This is a genomic window from Pseudomonas sp. Arb-4-2C (assembly GCF_055755015.1).
Window position 1 is genome coordinate 3,929,734 of record NZ_CM146899.1, and the last position, 20,077, is coordinate 3,949,810.

Genomic DNA, 20,077 nt, shown 5'->3' on the forward strand with positions numbered 1-20,077 from the left:
CTGCCACTAGAAAAGCCTCATAACAGCGGTTTTAGCGTCGGCCAGACATTTTCCAGCAACTTGCCCTGAGCCCCGACTGCCGGGTGCAGACCATCGGCCTGCATCAGATCGGGATGGCCACCGATGCCATCGAGGAAAAACGGCACCAGCGGGATCTTTTTCTCGTCGGCGAGTTTGCCGTAGACCTCGGCGAAAGCATCGGTGTAACGCTTGCCGTAATTGGGCGGCAGTTGCATGCCGAGCAACAGCACCTTGGCGCCGCTCTGGCGCGAGCCGTCGATCATCGCCGCAAGGTTTTGTTGCAATTGCGTTGGCGGCATTCCGCGCAGGCCGTCATTGCCACCCAATTCGAGAATCACCAGTTCCGGCTTGTGCTCTGCAAGCAGCGCCGGCAGGCGCGCCTGGCCTCCGGCACTGGTGTCGCCGCTGATGGAGGCATTGACCACTTTGTCGTCAAAACCTTCCTGTTTGAGCCGTTGCTCGAGCAGCGATACCCATCCCAGGCGGGTATCCAGTCCGAAACCGGCGCTGATACTATCGCCAACGATCAGGACAGTACCCGCCGCTGCGTTCTGGGCCATGCACATCAAGGCCAGGCCAGCACTCAAAAACCACACACGCATCGGATTCTCCATGGGCGCAAGCATTCTCACCGCGAAGAACCTCAGCAAAGTGGTTCCCAGCGCGGAAGGTGAACTGACTATCCTGCACGAACTCAGCCTGGAACTGAACAAGGGCGACAGCCTGGCCATCGTCGGCGCGTCCGGTTCCGGCAAATCCACCCTGCTCGGCCTGCTGGCCGGCCTCGACCTGCCGAGCAGCGGCGAAGTCATCCTCGCCGGGCAAGCCCTGAGCAATCTCGACGAAGACCAGCGCGCGCGTATCCGCGCCGAGCACGTAGGTTTCGTCTTTCAATCCTTCCAGTTGCTCGACAGCCTCAACGCACTGGAAAACGTCATGCTGCCGCTGGAACTCGATGGCCGCAAAGACGCCCGCGAACGCGCCACCGAATTGCTGCAACGGGTCGGTCTTGGCCAGCGCCTGACGCACTCGCCACGCCAGCTCTCCGGCGGCGAACAACAACGCGTGGCGATTGCCCGGGCCTTCGCCGCCGAACCGGACGTGCTGTTCGCCGACGAACCCACCGGCAACCTCGACAGCCATACCGGCGAGCGCATCAGTGACTTGCTGTTCGAGCTGAATATGGAGCGCGGCACCACGCTGGTGCTGGTGACCCACGATGAACGCCTGGCCCATCGCTGCCGGCGCCTGATCCGACTTGAAGCCGGGCTGCTGGTCGCCCCTCTGGAGCCTTGATGGCACGTCTGCCGCTGTTGCGTCTGTTCAGTCTCGCTATCCGCCAGTTGCTGCGCGATGCCCGCGCCGGTGAATTGCGCGTGCTGTTCTTCGCGCTGGTCGTCGCGGTGGCGGCGAGTACCGCCATCGGCTATTTCGGCGCGCGCCTCAACGGCGCGATGATGCTGCGCGCCACCGAGTTCCTTGGCGCCGACCTGGTGCTTGAAGGCAGCTCACCGGCCCGTGACGAACAGATCCGCAGCGGCACCGAACTGCGCTTGATTCATGCCCAGGTGGTGGAGTTTTCCAGCGTCATCGCCACCGACAATGGCATTCAGTTATCGAGCATCAAAGCAGTCGACCGCGCATACCCACTGCGCGGCGAACTGAAAAGTGCCCCCGCTCCATTTGCCGCAGAAACCTCCGGAGGCGAGCCGCAACCCGGCGAAGCGTGGGTCGAAGCACGACTGTTGACCGCGCTGGATCTGAAGATCGGCGACAGCATCGACGTCGGCATGAAAACCCTGAAGCTGACCCGCGTGCTGACCTACGAGCCGGATCGTGCGGGCAACTTCTACAGCCTCACGCCTCGGGTGATGATCAACCTTGATGACCTCACCGCCACGGGTGTGGTGCAACCGGGCAGCCGGGTCAGCTATCGCGAGTTGTGGCGCGGCGAACCGCAGGCGCTGGAAACCTACCGACAGCTGATCAAACCGGGACTGGCCGCCAACCAGCGGATTCAGGATGCCCGCGACGGTAACCGACAGATCGGCGGTGCGCTGGGCAAGGCCGAGCGCTACCTGAACATGGCCAGTCTGGTCGCGGTGCTGTTGGCCGGTGTGGCGGTGGCGCTGTCGGCGAACCGTTTTGCCAGTCGCCGCTTTGATGCCAGCGCATTGCTGCGCTGCCTCGGCTTGTCGCGTCGCGAAACCATGCTGTTGTTCAGTATTCAACTGACGGTACTGGGCCTGGGCGCCGCCCTCAGTGGTGCGGTGCTCGGCTGGCTGGCTCAACTGGGGCTGTTTGCCCTGCTGCATGACTTGCTGCCGGCGGATGTACCGCCGGGTGGGCTGTTTCCAGCGATGGCCGGGATCGGTACCGGTCTGGTGGCGCTCGCCGGGTTCGCCCTGCCGCCGCTTGCCGCGCTGGGTCGAGTGCCACCGCTGCGGGTACTGCGCCGCGACATGCTGCCGATTCCGTCGAGCACCTGGATGGTCTATGGCGCAGCACTGGGCGCACTCGGTCTGATCATGTGGCGCCTGAGTCTCGATTTGCTGCTGACCTTCGCCCTGCTTGGTGGCGGTGTCGTGGCGGCGGTGATCCTCGGCGGGTTGCTGCTGTTACTGCTGAACAGCCTGCGTCGTCTGTTGGCGCGAGCCTCGCTGCCTTGGCGTCTGGGGCTGGGCCAGTTGCTACGCCATCCATTGGCGGCCGCTGGACAATCACTGGCGTTTGGTCTGATCCTGCTGTCGATGGCGCTGATCGCCCTGCTGCGCGGCGAACTGCTCGACACCTGGCAAAACCAGTTGCCGAAAAACGCCCCGAACTATTTCGCCTTGAACATCCTGCCGGCGGACAAACAGGCCTTCACCGAGCACCTGGTCAGCGTCTCCGCACAAGCGGCGCCACTGTACCCGGTGGTGCCAGGACGACTGGTCAGCATCAATGGCGAGCCAGTGCAGCAAATCGTCAGCAAGGATTCGGCCGGCGACCGCGCGGTTCAGCGTGATCTGAGTCTGACCTGGGCCGCCGATCTGCCGGCCGGCAACAAGCTTACCGCCGGCACTTGGTGGACCGCGCAACCCTCGGATGACGTACCGGGCGTGTCGGTGGAAGGCAAGGTCGCCGAAAGCCTCAAGCTCAAGCTGGGCGATCACCTGGTGTTCAGCGTCGGCGGCGTCAATCGCGAAGCGAAAGTCACCAGCCTGCGCGAGATCAACTGGGACAATTTCCAGCCGAACTTCTTCATGATCTTCCAGCCCGGTACGCTGAAGGATCTGCCGGCGACCTATCTGACCAGTTTCTACCTGGCACCCGGTCACGATCAGCAGATCGTCGAGTTATCGCGAGCGTTTCCGGCGGTGACCATTCTTCAGGTCGAAGCCCTGCTCGAACAACTGCGCAGCATCCTCGCCCAAGTCACCCTGGCGGTGGAGTATGTGTTGTTGTTCGTGTTGGCAGCGGGGATGGCGGTGCTGTTCTCCGGCTTGCAGGCGACGCTGGATGAACGCATTCGCCAAGGCGCACTGTTGCGAGCGCTGGGTGCGGAACGGCAGTTGCTGGTCAAGGCTCGGCGCATCGAGTTCGGCTTGCTCGGTGCGGTCAGCGGGCTGCTCGCGGCCATCGGCTCGGAGGTGGTGAGCCTGGTGTTGTATCGCTATGCGTTCGATCTGCCGTGGCATCCGCATCCGTGGCTGCTGGTGCTGCCTTTGATCGGTGCAGCGCTGATTGGCGGTGCCGGTGTGTTCGGTACACGAAGAGCACTGAATGCGAGTCCGCTGACAGTCTTGCGCGAGGGTTGATAGACTCCAGCCTTCGTCACCACAAGAAGTTGCCATGAGCCGTTATCGCCCTCCCCGCACCGCCGGCACCGCGCTGATCACCCCAGAGGGTGAAGCGCGGATGCGCGCCGAATTCCATGAGCTGTGGCATGTGCGCCGCCCGCAAGTGACGCAATCGGTCAGCGAAGCCGCGGCTCAGGGCGATCGTTCGGAAAACGCCGAGTACACCTACGGCAAAAAGATGCTGCGCGAAATCGACAGCCGCGTGCGTTTTCTCACCAAGCGCCTGGAAGCACTCAAGGTCGTCAGCGAAAAACCCAGCGATCCGAACAAGGTCTACTTCGGTGCCTGGGTGACCATCGAGGACGAAGACGGCAAGCAATCACGCTACCGCATCGTCGGCCCGGATGAACTGGATCTGAAACTGGGTTTGATCAGCATCGACTCACCGCTGGCCCGCGCCTTGATCGGCAAGGCGCTGGACGCCGAAGTTCGGGTACAGACGCCAACCGGTGAGCAGTGTGTCTATATCGTGGCGATCGATTATCCGTAACGCGTTTCAGCGACGAGTGATCAACCCCTGACGCGCAACGCGGGTCAGTTGCTTGATCATTTCCGGAGCGTCTTCAGCGCTCGGCGCCTGAATCACTGCCAGATCGAAACTGTCACTGGCAAAGCGTGCCAGGGACTCGCCGTCTTCGACAAACTGGATCAGGAACGCGGCAGGACCACCGCTGCGACGTGGCCAACCATCGAGATAACGCAACAGCGTCGGCTGATGTTTGCCGCCAAGCAGAATTTTCGGGTTGCGCTGAGTGATATGTGCCGTGATCGGCGCGGGACGTGCTGGAGGGCGTAGTGCATTCATCGTGTCGTGTCTCTGCCTCAAAAGTCTGCATGGCAGGTGAGAGGCAACACCGAACCAGCGCTTTAGCGGTATTTCGAAGCCCTGTTCCGGCTTCTGACGGCAACTCTCTGAGTCACCTGGCGCCCCGCAAGTAGCTGTTTAAATCGGCGCATGAGCAACATCCTAGAGAACGTGACCGACGAGTGTCAAGAATCAACCACAACAAAAAAGGCCCGCACAATGCGGGCCTTTTGCTTGATTCAGAGCGCTCAACCGGCGATGGCGCGATCCACCGACAGCTTGCCGGCGCCTTCGATCATCACCGCGAGGCTGCCACCAAGCAGCGCCAGGGCGAACTCGTAACCGTTGTTGGCCATGAACAGGCCGTTGCTGATGTGAACGGTGAAGATCGCCACCAGCGACAGGAAGGTCAGCCCCAGCGCCGCCGGACGCACCAGCAGGCCGATGATCAACGCCAGACCGGCGAAGAACTCGGTACCGCCGGCCAGCGTGGCCATCAGATAACCCGGGTGCAGACCAACGCTGTCCATGTACTGCGCGGTGCCCGCCAGACCGTAGCCACCGAACAGACCGAAGAGCTTTTGCGAACCGTGTGCGGCGAAGATCACGCCGACGGCGATGCGCAGAATGGTCAGGCCGTAACCGGCGCGAGTGAACAGAACCTTGTTGATCAGAGAGCTCATGGGGCATTCCTTGTTTTGCGAGAAGTGTGTTGGGATTGGCCGCTATATTAATCAGTTAATTTCATGTTAAAAGCGCAATTATTCCGCCATAACAATCAGATTGTTAGATCATTTGCGTGAGGCAACTTTCTGTCCCCGGGGCTCCAGCGATTCTCGCTCCCGGTCGAACGCCAAGTAGTACTTGTTCACGCTATTAACATAGCTGACGGCCCCCATGCCGACCTGCTCCATTGCGATGCGCTCGACCTGGAAGAACCACTGATTGGGGTTCAACCCACGTCGCCGCGCCTCGGCACGCATGCCTTGCACGCGCTCCGGGCCGATGTTGTAGGCCGCCAGGGTGAACGCCATGCGCTCGCGTTCATTGAGTTTCGGACTGTTGAAAAACTTGCGGCGGATCATCGCCAGGTACTTGGCCCCGGCCTGCACATTTGCATCGAGATTCTGGATATTGTTCACGCCGACCCGTTGCGCCGCGGACGGAGTGATCTGCATCAACCCGGTCGGGCCACTGCCGCTGCGGGCGCTGGGTTGCAGGGCTGATTCCTTGAACGCCAGCGCCGCCAGATTCAGCCAGTCCATGTTTTGCGCGTCGGCGTGTTTTTGCAGGGTCGGACGCAGTTTTTCCAGACGCTGGCGGTCAGCCTTGGCCAACGGATAGTGGACTTGATAAAGGCGCCGATAGATCCGCAGAAACTCTGCGTCTTCGTTCGAGGGCTTCTTGTAGCCGACCAGGAAGCGATCAATGCTCGCCCGCAACATCGAGGCATCGCGGCGCACGAACCAGTATTCCTCGCCCGGCTCGCTGATCATCAACTGGCGATCGAAACGCAACCTGGGCAGGATTTTGCCCCAGCGCTCGGCGATGGGTTGCTCGACGATGGTCAGGTGAAATATCCCACCCTGCACCATCTCCAGTACGTCTTCCACAGCCAGGGTGGGGTCGACCCACTCGATCTTGATCGGCGCCAGTTTGTGCAACGCGAGTTTCTGATTGAGCTGGCTGACCGCCTCCCCCGCCGCGCTGCCGGTCGGCAAGGCCAGGGTTTTGCCGGACAGCTGTTCGACCTTGGTGTAACGGCGCTCGCCCTTGATGCCGACCAGCACCAACGGCACATTGCGGGCAATCGGCTCGCTGCTGGCAACCGCGTGGCCCGGCTGCAGATCAAGCAGTTCTCCTGGGGCTACCACGTCACCTTCGCCGCGCTGCAAGGCACCGAGCAGTTGGTCCTTGGCTTTGGGAATGATCTTGAGAGTGATTTCCTGGCCATCGCGGGCGTGGCCATTGAGGTATTGCTCGAAGGCGCGCAGGCGGTGGTATTCGACACCGATGGCCTGGCCCTGAACTTCACCGGAGCTGTTGCGGCTCTGGTTGACCAGCACTCGCAGCACGCGGCTGCTACGGATCTCCGACAGGTCTCGGACCTTGGCGGCCGGCACGGCTTGCAGTGGCCCGGGCAAGCGCGCAACCGCCGTTATCGGCAGCAGCAGCGACGCACACAACAGGAGCAAAACCGAGGGACGATGCATCCACTCTCCGGAAAGAATACGGGGTGTTTTTACCGCTGAACGGTCAAAAACACCGACGAAAACAGAGCGCCTATGAGCGCTGGCAAAGTGCGAGAGACTGGCACAGTGATGGCACTTCTGCCAACCCGGGCTGCGTCACGGCATCAAAAGACAGCTATAACTCTTTGTAGTTCTTGGCTTTTCTTATAAATCTACAGCTCTGGTATGCTTTCCGGCCTTCGGCCCGAGGTAGAACCATGCAACTCATCGATATCGGCGTCAACCTGACCAACCCAAGTTTCGCCGAAAAACATCAGGCCGTGCTCGACCGCGCCTACGCCGCCGGGGTCTGCCAACTGGTGCTGACCGGCACCAGCGTCGAGGGTAGCGAGCAGGCGCTGGAACTGTGCCAGCAACTGGATGACAGCGGGCAACGACTGTTCGCCACCGCCGGCATTCACCCGCATTCGGCCAGTGATTGGAACGCTGACAGCGCACGTCGTTTGCGCAGCCTGCTGCAAGAGCAAAACGTGGTCGCCGTGGGTGAATGCGGGCTGGATTTCAACCGCGATTTCTCGCCGCGCCCGCAACAGGAAAAAGTGCTGGAAGAACACCTGGCACTGGCCGCAGAACTGCAACTGCCGGTGTTCCTGCACGAGCGTGATGCCAGTCAGCGCCTGCTGGAAATGCTCCGGGACTTCCGCGATCAGTTGCCCGCTGCCGTGGTGCACTGCTTTACCGGCGAACAAAAAGCCCTGTTCAGCTATCTGGATCTGGACCTGCACATCGGCATCACCGGCTGGATCTGCGACGAGCGCCGGGGCACCCATCTGCACCCGCTGGTCAAGGAGATCAAGCGCGGACGGCTGATGCTCGAAAGCGACGCGCCGTACCTGCTGCCGCGCACTCTGCGACCGAAGCCGAAAAACGGCCGCAATGAGCCGGCGTATCTGAGCGAAGTACTGCGCGAGGTAGCGCTGCATCGCGGCGAGAGCGAGGACGACCTGGCGGCACACACCACGGCGTGCGCCCGTGCGTTCTTCAACCTGCCCACCCTCCCCTGACACCCCAGAATTTCTCTGTGGGAGCGAGCCTGCTCGCGAAAGCAATGGTTCAGACAGCAACGATGTCGACTGACACGGCCTCTTCGCGAGCAGGCTCGCTCCCACAGGGGAGAGTGCGGTCTGTTGACTCATATCAAGACGTCTATATCTGCGTAGCGGCACAATGCTGGCACCTTGCCGAAACTGTTTCCGCTATCAGAGAAGACCTCCATGGGTGCCTGGCTTAGCAATATCTCGCTGAAATACAAATTCTGGGCGGTCAACGCGGTCGCCTTTGTCACCACCCTGCTGCTGGTGCTGTACGCCGTGCAACTGGAGCAACAGGCCCGCAGCCACGCCTCACAAGCATCCGCTCAGGCCCAGGCACAATTGCTCAAGGCCTGGCCGACCGGACAGGCCTTGCCCAAGGCTGACCAGGTGCTGACCTTCAAACGCGGGGAAGCGCCGCGCCTCAACGATCAACCCGTACTGGAAATCAGCGACAGCAACGGCTGGAACGCAATCAATCACCTGCCGCTGTTCGGCGACAACCCATTGATGGGCGCTGAAGTATTCAGCCGCGCCGATGGCCAACAGGTCGCAGTCATCGCCTATGGTCCAAGCCTGGCGCAAGTGTTCAGCGAGCGTTTTGCCAACTACGCGGTGGCGGTGTTCATCCTGATGTTCGCGATGCTCTGCGCGTCGCAGTTGCTGATCCGCTTCCTGCTCAGCCAGCTCAACACGCTGAAGGACGTGATGCTGCATGTCGAGAAAAGCGGCGACCTCTCGGCCCGCGTACCGTTGGCCTGCAAGGATGAAGTCGGACAGATGGCCAATGCGTTCAACGCGATGCAGGCCGGTTATCAGCGCGTGGTCACGACGGTCGCCAACACTGCGCGGCAACTCGACGTCGGTGCTGCACGCCTGGCGGCGAGCATGAACGAGGTGCGCCACGGCATGCTCGGCCAGCAGAGCGAAACCGATCAGGCCGCCACCGCGATCAACGAAATGACCGCCACGGTTTATCACATTGCCCAGCATGCCGGCGCCACCCGCGATCTGTCGCAGACCGCCGATGGCCTCGCGGGCAGCGGCCAGCAAGTGGTCAGTCGGGTGCAGCAATCGATTGCCGGACTTTCCAGCGGCGTGCAGCAGACCGCCGAGATGATCCAGCGCCTGGCCGAAGACAGCCAGAAGATCAACGGCGTGGTCAGCGTGATTCACAGCATCGCCGAGCAGACCAACCTGCTGGCACTGAATGCTGCCATCGAAGCCGCCCGGGCCGGCGAGATGGGCCGCGGTTTTGCCGTGGTCGCCGACGAGGTGCGCAATCTGGCAAAACGCGTGCAGACCTCCACCGATGAAATCACCACCATGGTCTCGGCGCTGCAGGCCGGCACCCGCGATGCGGTGGACTTCATGCAGGAGAGTTCATACAAGGCCGACGACTGCGTGCAACAGGCGCAGGAGGCTGGCGAGGCGCTGGCGGAAATCACCGGCGCCGTGGCGCAGATGCGTGAGAGCAACACCCAGATTGCGGTGGCGGCCGAGCAGCAGAGTCAGGTAGCGGAAGAGATGAATCGGGCAGTGGTGAGCATTCGTGATGTGACCGAGAACACGGTGCAGCAGACCGTGGATTCGGCGACCACCAGTAATGAGCTGGCGACGTTGGCCGGAGAGTTGAGCAAGGCCATCGGTCAGTTGAAACTCTGACGGCCGCTTCGCGAGCAAGCCCGCTTCCACAGGGGATCTGCGGCGTACACAAATCTGCTGTGCGGGCTTGCTCGCGAAGGCGTCAGCCGGGTCAACATCAAATCCGGCGATGACGCCTATCACCGCAATAGCCAACCTTGATTCGCCGCCCTACCCGCCCCGGCCTATTCTTCAATCATGTGTTCAACATGGATCGAGGAGTAAGCAACATGGGCAAACGTCACCCCAATCTTCCCGCGTGGCAATGGCGCGCGTACCCGAACAATCACCAACACCCGACCAATCTGGTGTTGCACCTGATTGCCGTGCCGTTGTTCATCGTCGCGTTTCTGTTGATCGTGTCCGGGGTGTTCAGCCTAAGCCTGGCCAGCGTCGCCATCGGCGTGATCGGTATCGTCGCGGCGCTGGGTCTGCAGCGCCACGGCCACAGCCTGGAGGCGCAAGCCTCCGAGCCGTTCAGTGACCGCAAAGATGCAATGTCACGCTTGCTGGTCGAACAGTTCCTGACCTTTCCGCGGTTTTTCCTCAGCGGCGGCTGGTGGCGCGCCTGGCGTGAGCGCCACCGTCGGCATTGACTCAGGCAAAAATCGTCACGGTCTGTCGACTCATGGCGATCAACTCTCCTTCCGCGCTCCACAGTTTCGCGGCGACATGGCCGTAGCCGTCGGCGGCGTACTCGATGTCAGCCAGGTATTTGCACCAGTCCAGCGTGCTCAAGTCGCGTAGCGGCTGAACGAATTCAATGGTCCAGGTCAACGTGCTGCCCGGTGCCGGTTTTTTCAGGTACGGCAACAGTGCCGGCGGCCATGCATCCACTAGCGTCAGCAGATGCGCTTCATTGACCGGCTCTTCCTTGACGTCTCCACGCAACCGCACCCAACCGCCCATTTGCCGCGATTTGTTGCCGGTGAACGGCATGCCGCCGACACTCCAGCGCATCGACAGGTGACGCATGAACTCCGGGGTCACACCCTTGATGTAGGGCAGCTCCTGGCATTCATCCCAATGTTTCATTTCGGCCGCCGGATAAGCTGCAACGGCCACTTCCGAAGGTCTGGAAGCACCAAAGCTGCCTTGCACAATCGTCACCACCTGCCCGTTCTGCATCGCACGCCCCAGCACCTGACTGACCGCCTTGCCTTCGCGCAGCACATCGACTTCAAAGCGCACCGGGACTTCCGGCTCCACCGGACCGACGAAGGTAATAGCCAGAGAGCGCACCGGGCGATCTGCGGGGACCTTCGCGCGCATGGCTTCATATTGCAGCGCCGCTACCAGGCCACCAAAACTGGCCCGACCCTGGCCCCACTCGGCGGGAACGGTCAGTTCTGGATCGCGGCGGACCGCATCGAGCAGATCGGAAAAGCGCATGACAACCTCGGAAAGCGAAAAGTGTATGCAGCGATCTTAACCAGCATGGCAGAGCGCCGCAGCGTCTATTCCGGTCAAATGGACTGACAGAAAGGCCTTAAGGCCAAGGAGATATTCGAAGGTGGGAGCGAGCTTGCTCGCGAAAGCTGTAGATCAGCAGGCACATCGGTGACTGATATTCCGCTTTCGCGAGCAAGCCCGCTCCCACAGGGGTTCTATGGAGGGTCAGGATTTGAAGCAGGCAGTGCTGAGTTTTTCGAGCACTCGATCCGCCTTGGCTTCAGCCTTGATCAGGCCCGCCTGCCAGGTCGCAACGCACGGTTGCAGATCGCTTTCCTGCTCGGCCCGCGCCAGCCACTGCCAGCAATCGTGCCAGTCGCCCAGCGCGCCCTGTGCCGACTTCAATCGCGCCAGCGCCGCCGCAGGCAAGCGATCCAGCTCCGGATACGCTTCGATGCCATAGCGCACGCGCTTGATCAACAAGCGCAAGCGATGCCGATCGTGGGCCGGATCGTGCAGGGCCTCGTCGAGTTTTTTCCATTGTTTGTGCAGGCGTTTTTCGATGCGCGTGGCCAGCCCCTTGAGCAGACCCTGACGTTCAGACGCACGCAGGAATCGCGGGAAGGCGTCGAGGATGATCAGCAGCGAAGCCACTTCCGCACTTGCTGCCAGTGCCGGATAGGCCTCGGCCATTTGCGCCATGCGTCGCTGCGCCGCTTGCGGTTGATCATGCTTGAGCAGATACGCCGCCAGCACCTCGCGATCACGCCACGGCGTGGTCACCTGCCCCACCGCTGATGCCGCCACTTCCAGTTGCTCGACACCGGGCAAGCCGCGCAATGGCCGCAGCAGGCTGCGCAAGCGCCGCACCGTGGTGCGCAAGTCATGCAGCGCTTCGGGGTCGGTGCGCGCGGTCAAGCGCGCCTGACACGCCAGCAGCCGCACTTCCAGGCTCAGGACATGAGCCACCAACCGATCCACCAACGCAGACATCACTTGCTCCTGATTCAAATGGCTTGAAGGACCAGTCTGCCTCGGGAAGGCAGCCGCATCCTTGCGTCAAGTCAGCAGCTTAGCGGCCGGCGCGGGATTCGCGAATATAGAAACGGGCTTTCTCGGCCTTATTGCTGCAGCCCTCGAAGCCTTCGAATTGCTGCTGGGTCTTGGCGGCCGTCAGCAACGACAGCGCCTTGGAATAGCTGACCGTACCGGCGAAACCTTCGGCCTTGGCCAGGTCCAGTTCATGCCACGCCGCATCAAGCTGAGTGCCACAGCTGTCACGATAAGCAGTCTTGCCCGCGCAACCGGCCAATGCCAGCGCGATCAACGGCACACAGATCCAGGCTTTCATCACTTACACCTCAAAATAGGTCAACAGTCGTGCAGTTAAGACGGTGCGGCGAGGAAAAAGTGCCTTGGCGCCCGATGAATCTGCGGTGACTCAAGGATAGCGTCGAGTGGTCACGGAGTATCGAAAAAACGACGCCCCCGCCGCCCCGAACGACCCTGCCGATTGTCGCCCGCCCCAGGATAGGTGCATTGTGGAACCTTGTCGGGAGGAAGTCAGATGAAAAAGCGTGTCGCACTGGTGCTGGGCTCCGGTGGCGCCCGGGGCTATGCCCATATCGGGGTCATTGAGGAGATCGAAAGACGCGGTTACGACATTGCCTGCATTGCCGGTTGTTCGATGGGCGCGGTGGTCGGCGGGATCTATGCGGCGGGCAAACTCGACGAGTACCGCACGTGGATCGAATCCCTCGACTATCTGGATGTGCTGCGGCTGGTGGACGTGAGTTTCCGCCTCGGCGCGATCCGTGGCGAAAAAGTCTTCGGGCAGATCCGCAAGATCGTCGGCGAGATCAACATCGAGGACCTGCGCATCCCCTACACCGCTGTCGCCGCCGACCTCACCAACCAGCAGGAAATCTGGTTCCAGGAAGGCTGTCTGCATCAGGCGATGCGCGCCTCGGCGGCGATTCCCAGCCTGTTCACCCCGGTGATGCAAGGCAACCGGATGCTGGTGGACGGTGGCATTCTCAACCCGTTGCCGATCGTGCCGGTGGTGTCCAGCCACTGCGACCTGATCATCGCGGTCAACCTCAACGCGACCAACCAGCGGCATTACAAATTGCCGGTGATCCAGCGTCCGCCAGCCTTTCGCTCGCGCTTCGACAGCCTGCTCAGCTCGCTGGGTTCGAAGATGCCGTTCCGGCGCAAACAGGCCGAACAGTTGCTGTTGCTCGAGCAGGAAGCCCTGCGCGCGGAAGCGGCGGACATCAACCCCTGGCTGGAAGGCAGCGAGCCGGAAAGTCAGCAACCGGCGGCTGCACCCGAACGCGAAGGCGCACCGAAATCCGCCACCGGTTCGTTCATCATCGACAACGTCGGGCCGGCGTCACTGCTGGACCTGATCAACCAGAGTTTCGAGGTGATGCAGACCTCGCTGGCGCAGTACAAGATCGCCGGCTATCCGCCGGACATTCTGATCAACGTGCCGAAGCGCGTGTGCCGGTTTTTCGAGTTCTACAAGGCGCCGGAATTGATCGCGCTGGGGCGTGAAATTGCGCGGGATACGCTGGACCGGTATGAGAGTGAACAAGGCTGAAATCCCGGCAGCCTGTCAGGCCTCTTCGCGAGCAAGCCCGCTCCCACAGGAGTTGGGTGATCCAATGTGGGAGCGGGCTTGCTCGCGAAGAGACCAGACCAGACACCCCTAAAAACTACAGGCTGCCCTCACTCAACAACCGATACCCAACCCCCGCCTCAGTCACGATAAATCGCGGCCGTGTCGGATCATCCGCCAGTTTCTGCCGCAAATGCCCGACGACAATCCGCAGGTAGTGACTGTCTTCGGTATGCGTCGGTCCCCAGATGTCCTTGAGCAATTGCTGCTGGGTGATCACCCGCCCCGGGTGCCGCGCCAGTTGCGCCAGCACCGCGTACTCCTTGCGGGTCAGCGCCACTTCGGCGCCATCGAGCAACACCCGCCGATAGGCCAGATCAACCGTCAACGGGCCAAACGTCAACGCCGCTTGTTGCGCTTCGCCGGCCGGTGCCTGGCGCAACAAGGCGCGGACCCGGGCGAGAAACTCCTGAATGCCGAACGGCTTGGTCACGTAGTCGTTGGCGCCGCCATCCAGCGCCTGGACTTTCTGCCCTTCGCTGGCCCGCACCGAAAGCACCAGCACCGGCGCGGTGGCCCATTCGCGAAATTCGCGCAGCACCTGCTGGCCGTCCATGTCCGGCAGGCCGAGGTCTAGCACCAGCAAGTCCGGTTTGTTCAACGCGGCCTGGGCCAGGCCCTCGGCGCCGGTGCCGGCTTCCAGCACTTTGTAGCCTTGTGAGGCGAGGCTGATGCGCAGGAATTTACGGATCTGCGGTTCGTCATCAATGACCAAAATGGTCGCGGTCTGGCTCATGAATTCACATCAACGCAAAAGATTGGCAAGAGAGTAGCGCAGCCGGGCTCAGGCTTCATTGTCCATCCCCGGTTGCGCCTGCAATGGCAAGTGCAGGGTGATGCTGGTGCCGCGCCCGTCGATGCCGTCGGCGACGCTGATCCGCCCGCCATGCGCGCCCACCATACCCTGACAGATCGCCAACCCCAGACCGGTGCCCTGGCCGCCGCGATCACCGCGGGCAGCGGTGTAGAACATGTCGAAAATCTTCGCCCGCTCATCTTCTGGAATCCCCGGTCCCTCATCGCTGACCGTGAAAAAAATCTCTTCACCGCTCGCCCCGGCGCTCAATTGCAAACGCCCATGGGCAGGCGAAAAACGCGCAGCGTTTTCCAGCACATTGACCAGCGCCTGTTCGATCAGCGCCGCATGCACGAACAGCAGCGGCAACTCGGCCGGCACGTCGGTGCTGACCTGCAACGGCGCCAGCACCGCACGCAGGCGATTGAGCGAGCTGCCGACAATGTCGGCCGGCGCCACCCAGTCCCGCGCCAGCTTCAACGCCCCGTGGCCGAGACGAGTCATGTCCAGCAGGTTCTGGATGTAGCGGTCGAGGCGTTCGGCCTCATCACGAGTGCCTTCGAGCAACTCGCGGCGATCTTCCAGCGGAATGGCTTCGCCGAGCGCCAGCAAACTATCGATGCTGCCGCGCATGGCGGTCAGCGGTGTGCGCAGATCGTGGGACACCGAGGCCAGCAGCGCACTGCGCAATTGCTCGGTTTCACCGTGCAGGCGCGCGGCTTCCAGATCGTCCGCCAGTTGCGCCCGGGCCAGTGCCTGAGCGAGTGGCTGACTCAACGCGGTAAGCAGGCGTCGGCGCTGGCCGCTCAAGGTCTGGCCCTCTTTGGCGCAGACCCCGAGCAGCGCAAGCGGCCCGTCCTCCACCGACAGCGGCCACCACCACCAGCGGCCGAATGGCAGCGTGCCGGTGCCCATGCCCGCCGGTTGATCGTGCTGCCAGGCCCAGTCGGCGGCGGCACGTTCGGATTCGGTAAATTCCAGCGGCCCGCCGGTCTCGACTTTCCAGCCACCCTGGCCGTCACGATTGAGCAGGCACAATTGCAGATCGCTCCAGCCATTGAGGTGTTGCGCGGCGGCGCTGACCACCGCCTGACGGTCGGTCGCCGCAGTCAGTTTGCGCGACAGATCGAGCAGTTCGGTGGTCTCTTCCTGAGTGTCACGCAGGGCCTGCAACTGCCGCCGCTGGCGCGCCGCGAGATTGCCGGTGAGCGCCGCCATCAGCAGGAAGAACAGCAAGGTCAGGACATCTTCTTCGCGCTGAATGGCGAAGGAAAAATTCGGTGGAATGAACAGAAAATCGTAAGTCAGAAACGACAACGCCGCGCAGGCAAGCGCCGGCCCCAGACTGCTGCGCACCGCCACCAGCAACACCGCCGCGAGGAACACCAGCGAGATGTTCGGCAGCGGCAACACACTCGACACCGCCCACGCCAGGGCACTGGCCAACACCGTGGCCGCCAGCGCCAGCGCATAGTCGAACCAGACCAGCGTCGGCGTGACCCGCAGGCGCGGTTGAGGGTGTTCATGGTCGTTGTCGAGAACGTTGATTTCCAGTCCGTGAGCCTGGCGCAACAAGCGTGCTGCAAGCCCACCACCGAACAGGCGACGACGCAGGCTCGGTCGCGACTGGCCGACCAGCACCAGGCTCGCACGGCGTTCGCTGGCGTGTTGAATCAGAGTCTTCGCCACTTCACCGGCACGCAGCAGCACCACTTCGCCACCGAGGCGTTCGGCCAATTGCTGAGCGCTTTGCAGACGCAGCCGCGATTGCTCATCGCGCACCGTGCCGTTGTCGACGTGCACCAGGCTCCACGGCAAATGCCGCCGCTGGGCCACGCGACTGGCGTGACGCACCAGGCGTTCGGCATGGGCATCGCCATCGACGCCGACCAGCAGACGCCCGCGCACCGCCGGGGCCGCCTGACCGAGTTGACGATAGCCTTGCGCGAGATCGTTATCGACCTGTGCCGCCGCCGTTTGCATCGCCAGTTCGCGCAACGCGGTGAGGTTGGTCTGAGTGAAAAACGCATCGATTGCCGCCCGCGCCTGTTCCGGCACGTAGACCTTGCCTTCGCGCAGGCGCTCAAGCAGCTCGCGCGGCGGCAGGTCGATCAGCAGCAGTTCGTAGGCTTCCTGCAGCACCCAGTCCGGCAAGGTTTCGCGCACCTGCACGCCGGTGATGCCACGCACCTGATCGTTGAGGCTTTCCAGGTGCTGGACGTTGACCGTGGTGTACACGTCGATGCCGGCGGCGAGCAGTTCCTGAATGTCCTGCCAGCGTTTGGCATGGCGGCTGCCGGGGGCGTTGGTGTGCGCCAGTTCATCCACCAGCACAAGCTTCGGTTTGGCCGCGAGCAGGCCGTCGAGGTCCATTTCTTCGAGCATCACGCCGCGGTATTCCGAGCGCACCAGCGGCTGCTGGGGCAAGCCGCCGAGCAACGCTTCGGTTTCGGCCCGGCCGTGGGTTTCGACGACGCCGGCGATGATTTTCACGCCTTGGCGCAATTGTGTGTGCGCGGCCTGGAGCATGGCGTAAGTCTTGCCGACACCGGGGGCGGCGCCGAGGAAGACTTTCAGCCGGCCACGGCCGTCGCGGGGCAGGTCTGCTAACAACGCGTCGGCGCGGCCGGAGTCACTCATGCTTGATCTCTTCAGTCAGATGTTTATGTGTTACCTGTGCGGGCCTCTTCCCGAGCAAGCCCGCTCGCACATTCTGGAATGCATTCTCCTGTGGGAGCGAGCCTGCTCGCGAATGGCCGTGCCGCAGATTTACAGTTTCTCGAGCGCCATGTTCAGCTCCAGCACATTCACCACCGGCGGCCCCACCAGCGGTTGTTCGATGTGCGCATCGAGCAGTTGCTGCAAGGTCGACACCGGCAGGTTGCGGGCTGCCGCGACACGCGCCAGTTGATAGGCAATTGCCGCCGGTGGCAAGTGCGGATCGAGACCGCTGCCGGAGGTGGTCAGCAACGCCAATGGCACTGGCCCCTGGCCGGGCACCTGCAACTTGTTGGCGTCGTCGATCACCCGGGTGGCCAGTGCCGGATTGCTCGGCGCCAGGTTGCTGGCACTGCTGGAAACCGTAGCAAAAGCACCCGCCGAAGGACGCGGATGGAACCACGCATCACCGACGAAATCCTGGGCGATCAGCGCCGAGCCACGCACCTTGCCGTCGGCGTCGTGGACCAGACTGCCGTTGGCCTGTTCAGGGAAAGCGACCTGCGCAACACCGGTTACCACCAGCGGGTAGGCCACGCCGGTGATCAGGGTCATCAGCACCAGCAGGCTCAGGGCCGGACGTATCATTGTGGACATTGCAAAATCCTCGAATTCGTTGGGCAACTTGGGTGGAGTGTCAGGGAGATTTCTTCCCCCTCACCCCAGCCCTCTCCCCCGAGGGGAAGAGGTTAAAGGGAGCCGATCCTCGTGTTGTTCAAGACCTGAGTTCGGCTCGGTATTTCAGGTCGATCCAGCTCCCGCAAACACCTCGGTCGGTCCCCTCTACCCCAGGAAGAAGGTTTAGGGTGAGGGGCTCTTTCAGTCTCAAACCAGATGCAGCGCCGTCAGCAGCATGTCGATCGCCTTGATCCCCACGAACGGCACCAGAATCCCGCCCAGTCCGTAGATCAGCAGGTTGCGGCGCAGCAATGCCGCCGCACTTGCCGCCTGCACGCGCACGCCACGCAATGCCAGCGGAATCAGCACCACGATGATCAAGGCGTTGAAAACAATGGCCGAGAGAATCGCGCTCTGCGGACTGGTCAGGTGCATGATGTTCAGCACGCCCAGTTGCGGATAAATCGCGGCGAACAGTGCCGGCAGAATCGCGAAGTATTTGGCGACGTCGTTGGCGATGGAAAAGGTCGTCAGCGCGCCACGGGTCACCAGCAATTCCTTGCCGATCTGCACCACGTCCAGCAGCTTGGTCGGGTCGCTGTCGAGGTCGACCATGTTCGCCGCTTCGCGTGCGGCTTGCGTGCCGTCGTTCATCGCCATACCAACGTCCGCCTGGGCCAGCGCTGGCGCGTCGTTGGCACCGTCGCCGCACATGGCGACCAGACGACCGTCGTTCTGTTCGTGACGAATGCGTGCCAGTTTTTTCTCAGGGGTAGCTTCAGCGAGCACGTCATCGACGCCTGCTTCTGCCGCGATGGCCGCTGCGGTCAACGGGTTGTCACCGGTGACCATCACGGTGCGAATCCCCAGTTTGCGCAGCTCGGCAAACCGCTCGCGAATGCCCGGCTTGACCACGTCCTTGAGGTGGATCGCACCGAGCAGTTTGCCGTCGGCGCAGACCAGCAACGGGGTGCCGCCACTCTGGGCGATCTTGTCGATTTCCCGCGACAGCGCAGGCGCCAGATCGGCACGCTGTTGGCCGAGGAAGGCCAGCAACGAATCCACTGCACCCTTGCGGTAAACGCGGCCCTGATAGTCGACACCGGACAAACGGGTTTCAGCACTGAATGGCACGGCGGTCAGGCTGTCCAGCGTCGGCTCAGGCTGTGGGTGCAGACCGCGCAGGTATTCAACGATGGATTTGCCTTCAGCGGTTTCATCCGCCAGTGAAGCGAACAACGCGCCTTCGGCCAGTTCGCGACCATTGACGCCAGGCGCGGCGTACACCGCGCTGCAACGACGGTTGCCGAAGGTGATGGTGCCGGTCTTGTCCAGCAGCAGCACGTGCACGTCACCGGCCGCTTCCACCGCGCGACCGGACTTGGCGATCACGTTCAGGCGCACCAGACGGTCCATCCCGGCGATACCAATCGCCGACAGCAAGCCACCGATGGTGGTTGGAATCAGCGTGACCAGCAGCGCCACCAGGAACACCAGCGGCAGGTTGCCGTTGGCGAAATGGGCGAACGGCTGCAGGGTCACCACCACCAACAGGAAAATAAGGGTCAGACCGATCAGCAGGATGTCCAGCGCAACTTCGTTCGGGGTCTTCTGGCGTTTGGCGCCTTCGACCAGTGCGATCATGCGGTCGAGGGTCGATTCACCCGGGTTGGCGGTGATCTGCACCAACAGCCAGTCGGACACCAGTCGCGTGTTGCCGGTGACTGCCGAACGATCGCCGCCGGACTCGCGAATCACCGGCGCCGATTCGCCAGTGATCGCCGCTTCGTTGACGGCCGCGATGCCTTCGATGACCTCGCCGTCACCGGGGATCATCTCCCCCGCTTCGACGCGCACCACATCACCTTTGCGCAGGTTGGCAGCGGGCACCACCTGGAAGCTGCCATTGGCCATTTTACGCCGCGCGCTGAGGCCTTCGCTGCCCGCCTTGAGACTGTCGGCGCGGGCCTTGCCGCGACCTTCGGCCAAGGCTTCGGCGAAGTTGGCGAACAGCACGGTGAACCACAGCCACAGGGCAATCTGCGCAGCGACGAAAGTCGGCACGACGTTGTCCGGGATGAAGCACAGCACGGTGGTGAAGATCGCGGTCAGTTCGACCACCAGCATCACGGGCGAGCGCACCAGCTGGCGTGGGTCGAGCTTGACGAACGCTTGCACCAGCGCCGGGCGCCACAGGGCCGAGATCGCGGTTTTCGCTTGTTCCGGTGCCTTGATGGCAGCGGGTTTGATTGCGGGCATATTCATCATTGAGTCC

The 20,077-nt window shown here is 62.4% G+C and carries 18 protein-coding genes; 7 read left to right on the forward strand and 11 right to left on the reverse strand.

Annotation, left to right across the window (positions count from 1 at the left end; genetic code table 11):
- Positions 1-17: 17 nt before the first annotated feature.
- Positions 18-623, reverse strand: a complete 606-nt coding sequence (locus AC0J41_RS17710; protein WP_473013186.1) for an arylesterase — start codon at positions 621-623, stop codon at positions 18-20.
- Positions 624-633: 10 nt separating this feature from the next.
- Between AC0J41_RS17710 and AC0J41_RS17715 the strand changes: the two genes are divergently transcribed.
- From AC0J41_RS17715 to greB, 3 genes are read left to right on the forward strand one after another with little or no spacing between them, the layout of a single operon-like run.
- Complete coding sequence (locus AC0J41_RS17715; RefSeq protein WP_025113127.1) at positions 634-1,317, forward strand: ABC transporter ATP-binding protein; 684 nt, start codon at positions 634-636, stop codon at positions 1,315-1,317.
- Positions 1,317-3,821 (forward strand): ABC transporter permease, encoded by a 2,505-nt coding sequence (locus AC0J41_RS17720; protein WP_473013187.1) that lies wholly within the window; start codon positions 1,317-1,319, stop codon positions 3,819-3,821. Before AC0J41_RS17715 ends, AC0J41_RS17720 begins: the two co-directional genes overlap by 1 nt.
- 34 nt (positions 3,822-3,855) lie before the next feature.
- The gene (greB, locus tag AC0J41_RS17725; RefSeq protein ID WP_025113125.1) at positions 3,856-4,353 is read left to right on the forward strand and encodes a transcription elongation factor GreB; all 498 of its coding nucleotides are present in this window, start codon (positions 3,856-3,858) and stop codon (positions 4,351-4,353) included.
- Positions 4,354-4,359: 6 nt separating this feature from the next.
- Here greB and AC0J41_RS17730 read toward each other — a convergent pair whose 3' ends face one another.
- From AC0J41_RS17730 to AC0J41_RS17740, 3 genes are all read right to left on the reverse strand, one after another.
- Positions 4,360-4,668 carry a hypothetical protein gene (locus AC0J41_RS17730; RefSeq protein WP_003226820.1) on the reverse strand — a complete coding sequence of 103 codons (309 nt, stop codon included), beginning with the start codon at positions 4,666-4,668 and terminating at the stop codon, positions 4,360-4,362.
- 248 nt (positions 4,669-4,916) lie between these two features.
- Complete coding sequence (locus AC0J41_RS17735) at positions 4,917-5,351, reverse strand: DoxX family protein (protein ID WP_025113124.1); 435 nt, start codon at positions 5,349-5,351, stop codon at positions 4,917-4,919.
- Positions 5,352-5,459: 108 nt separating this feature from the next.
- A complete protein-coding gene (locus AC0J41_RS17740) occupies positions 5,460-6,881 on the reverse strand; it encodes an MltF family protein (RefSeq protein WP_025113123.1) in 1,422 nt (473 codons plus the stop codon).
- Between the two features lie 236 nt (positions 6,882-7,117).
- On the opposite strand from AC0J41_RS17740, the gene AC0J41_RS17745 reads away from it, so the two are divergent.
- The 3 genes from AC0J41_RS17745 to AC0J41_RS17755 all read left to right on the forward strand — a co-directional run bounded on the left by AC0J41_RS17745 (position 7,118) and on the right by AC0J41_RS17755 (position 10,191).
- Complete coding sequence (locus AC0J41_RS17745) at positions 7,118-7,924, forward strand: TatD family hydrolase (protein ID WP_473013188.1); 807 nt, start codon at positions 7,118-7,120, stop codon at positions 7,922-7,924.
- A 210-nt stretch (positions 7,925-8,134) separates the two neighbouring features.
- On the forward strand, positions 8,135-9,616 hold the full coding sequence (locus AC0J41_RS17750; protein ID WP_025113121.1) for a methyl-accepting chemotaxis protein: 1,482 nt from the start codon (positions 8,135-8,137) through the stop codon (positions 9,614-9,616).
- A gap of 209 nt (positions 9,617-9,825) precedes the next feature.
- Positions 9,826-10,191, forward strand: coding sequence for an Mpo1-like protein (locus tag AC0J41_RS17755; protein ID WP_025113120.1), 366 nt, complete (start codon positions 9,826-9,828; stop codon positions 10,189-10,191).
- A gap of 1 nt (position 10,192) precedes the next feature.
- Here the strand turns inward: AC0J41_RS17755 and AC0J41_RS17760 are convergent, their stop codons facing one another.
- The 3 genes from AC0J41_RS17760 to AC0J41_RS17770 form a co-directional block, all read right to left on the reverse strand.
- Positions 10,193-10,987 carry an acyl-CoA thioesterase gene (locus tag AC0J41_RS17760; protein WP_473013189.1) on the reverse strand — a complete coding sequence of 265 codons (795 nt, stop codon included), beginning with the start codon at positions 10,985-10,987 and terminating at the stop codon, positions 10,193-10,195.
- A 225-nt stretch (positions 10,988-11,212) separates the two neighbouring features.
- On the reverse strand, positions 11,213-11,980 hold the full coding sequence (locus AC0J41_RS17765) for a CHAD domain-containing protein (RefSeq protein WP_473013190.1): 768 nt from the start codon (positions 11,978-11,980) through the stop codon (positions 11,213-11,215).
- 79 nt (positions 11,981-12,059) lie between these two features.
- On the reverse strand, positions 12,060-12,338 hold the full coding sequence (locus AC0J41_RS17770) for a hypothetical protein (RefSeq protein ID WP_025113117.1): 279 nt from the start codon (positions 12,336-12,338) through the stop codon (positions 12,060-12,062).
- A gap of 216 nt (positions 12,339-12,554) precedes the next feature.
- On the opposite strand from AC0J41_RS17770, the gene AC0J41_RS17775 reads away from it, so the two are divergent.
- Positions 12,555-13,592 (forward strand): patatin-like phospholipase family protein, encoded by a 1,038-nt coding sequence (locus tag AC0J41_RS17775; RefSeq protein ID WP_025113116.1) that lies wholly within the window; start codon positions 12,555-12,557, stop codon positions 13,590-13,592.
- 115 nt (positions 13,593-13,707) lie between these two features.
- Here AC0J41_RS17775 and AC0J41_RS17780 read toward each other — a convergent pair whose 3' ends face one another.
- The 4 genes from AC0J41_RS17780 to kdpB all read right to left on the reverse strand — a co-directional run bounded on the left by AC0J41_RS17780 (position 13,708) and on the right by kdpB (position 20,067).
- Positions 13,708-14,406, reverse strand: coding sequence for a response regulator (locus AC0J41_RS17780; RefSeq protein ID WP_473013191.1), 699 nt, complete (start codon positions 14,404-14,406; stop codon positions 13,708-13,710).
- A 48-nt stretch (positions 14,407-14,454) separates the two neighbouring features.
- Complete coding sequence (locus AC0J41_RS17785) at positions 14,455-17,106, reverse strand: DUF4118 domain-containing protein (RefSeq protein ID WP_473013192.1); 2,652 nt, start codon at positions 17,104-17,106, stop codon at positions 14,455-14,457.
- Positions 17,107-17,235: 129 nt separating this feature from the next.
- A complete protein-coding gene (gene kdpC, locus AC0J41_RS17790) occupies positions 17,236-17,781 on the reverse strand; it encodes a potassium-transporting ATPase subunit KdpC (protein ID WP_025113113.1) in 546 nt (181 codons plus the stop codon).
- Positions 17,782-18,009: 228 nt separating this feature from the next.
- Positions 18,010-20,067, reverse strand: a complete 2,058-nt coding sequence (gene kdpB, locus AC0J41_RS17795) for a potassium-transporting ATPase subunit KdpB (RefSeq protein ID WP_473013193.1) — start codon at positions 20,065-20,067, stop codon at positions 18,010-18,012.
- Positions 20,068-20,077: the final 10 nt, after the last annotated feature.

Bases quoted from the DNA above. Each gene is read 5' to 3' on its own strand.
- AC0J41_RS17770 (WP_025113117.1), bottom strand. From the start codon at position 12,338: ATGAAAGCCTGGATCTGTGTGCCGTTGATCGCGCTGGCATTGGCCGGT.
- AC0J41_RS17785 (WP_473013192.1), bottom strand. From the start codon at position 17,106: ATGAGTGACTCCGGCCGCGCCGACGCGTTGTTAGCAGACCTGCCCCGC.
- AC0J41_RS17740 (WP_025113123.1), bottom strand. From the start codon at position 6,881: ATGCATCGTCCCTCGGTTTTGCTCCTGTTGTGTGCGTCGCTGCTGCTG.
- greB (WP_025113125.1), top strand. From the start codon at position 3,856: ATGAGCCGTTATCGCCCTCCCCGCACCGCCGGCACCGCGCTGATCACC.
- AC0J41_RS17745 (WP_473013188.1), top strand. From the start codon at position 7,118: ATGCAACTCATCGATATCGGCGTCAACCTGACCAACCCAAGTTTCGCC.
- AC0J41_RS17765 (WP_473013190.1), bottom strand. From the start codon at position 11,980: ATGTCTGCGTTGGTGGATCGGTTGGTGGCTCATGTCCTGAGCCTGGAA.
- AC0J41_RS17775 (WP_025113116.1), top strand. From the start codon at position 12,555: ATGAAAAAGCGTGTCGCACTGGTGCTGGGCTCCGGTGGCGCCCGGGGC.
- kdpC (WP_025113113.1), bottom strand. From the start codon at position 17,781: ATGTCCACAATGATACGTCCGGCCCTGAGCCTGCTGGTGCTGATGACC.
- AC0J41_RS17710 (WP_473013186.1), bottom strand. From the start codon at position 623: ATGCGTGTGTGGTTTTTGAGTGCTGGCCTGGCCTTGATGTGCATGGCC.
- AC0J41_RS17730 (WP_003226820.1), bottom strand. From the start codon at position 4,668: ATGAATGCACTACGCCCTCCAGCACGTCCCGCGCCGATCACGGCACAT.
- kdpB (WP_473013193.1), bottom strand. From the start codon at position 20,067: ATGAATATGCCCGCAATCAAACCCGCTGCCATCAAGGCACCGGAACAA.
- AC0J41_RS17755 (WP_025113120.1), top strand. From the start codon at position 9,826: ATGGGCAAACGTCACCCCAATCTTCCCGCGTGGCAATGGCGCGCGTAC.
- AC0J41_RS17720 (WP_473013187.1), top strand. From the start codon at position 1,317: ATGGCACGTCTGCCGCTGTTGCGTCTGTTCAGTCTCGCTATCCGCCAG.
- AC0J41_RS17735 (WP_025113124.1), bottom strand. From the start codon at position 5,351: ATGAGCTCTCTGATCAACAAGGTTCTGTTCACTCGCGCCGGTTACGGC.
- AC0J41_RS17780 (WP_473013191.1), bottom strand. From the start codon at position 14,406: ATGAGCCAGACCGCGACCATTTTGGTCATTGATGACGAACCGCAGATC.
- AC0J41_RS17760 (WP_473013189.1), bottom strand. From the start codon at position 10,987: ATGCGCTTTTCCGATCTGCTCGATGCGGTCCGCCGCGATCCAGAACTG.
- AC0J41_RS17715 (WP_025113127.1), top strand. From the start codon at position 634: ATGGGCGCAAGCATTCTCACCGCGAAGAACCTCAGCAAAGTGGTTCCC.
- AC0J41_RS17750 (WP_025113121.1), top strand. From the start codon at position 8,135: ATGGGTGCCTGGCTTAGCAATATCTCGCTGAAATACAAATTCTGGGCG.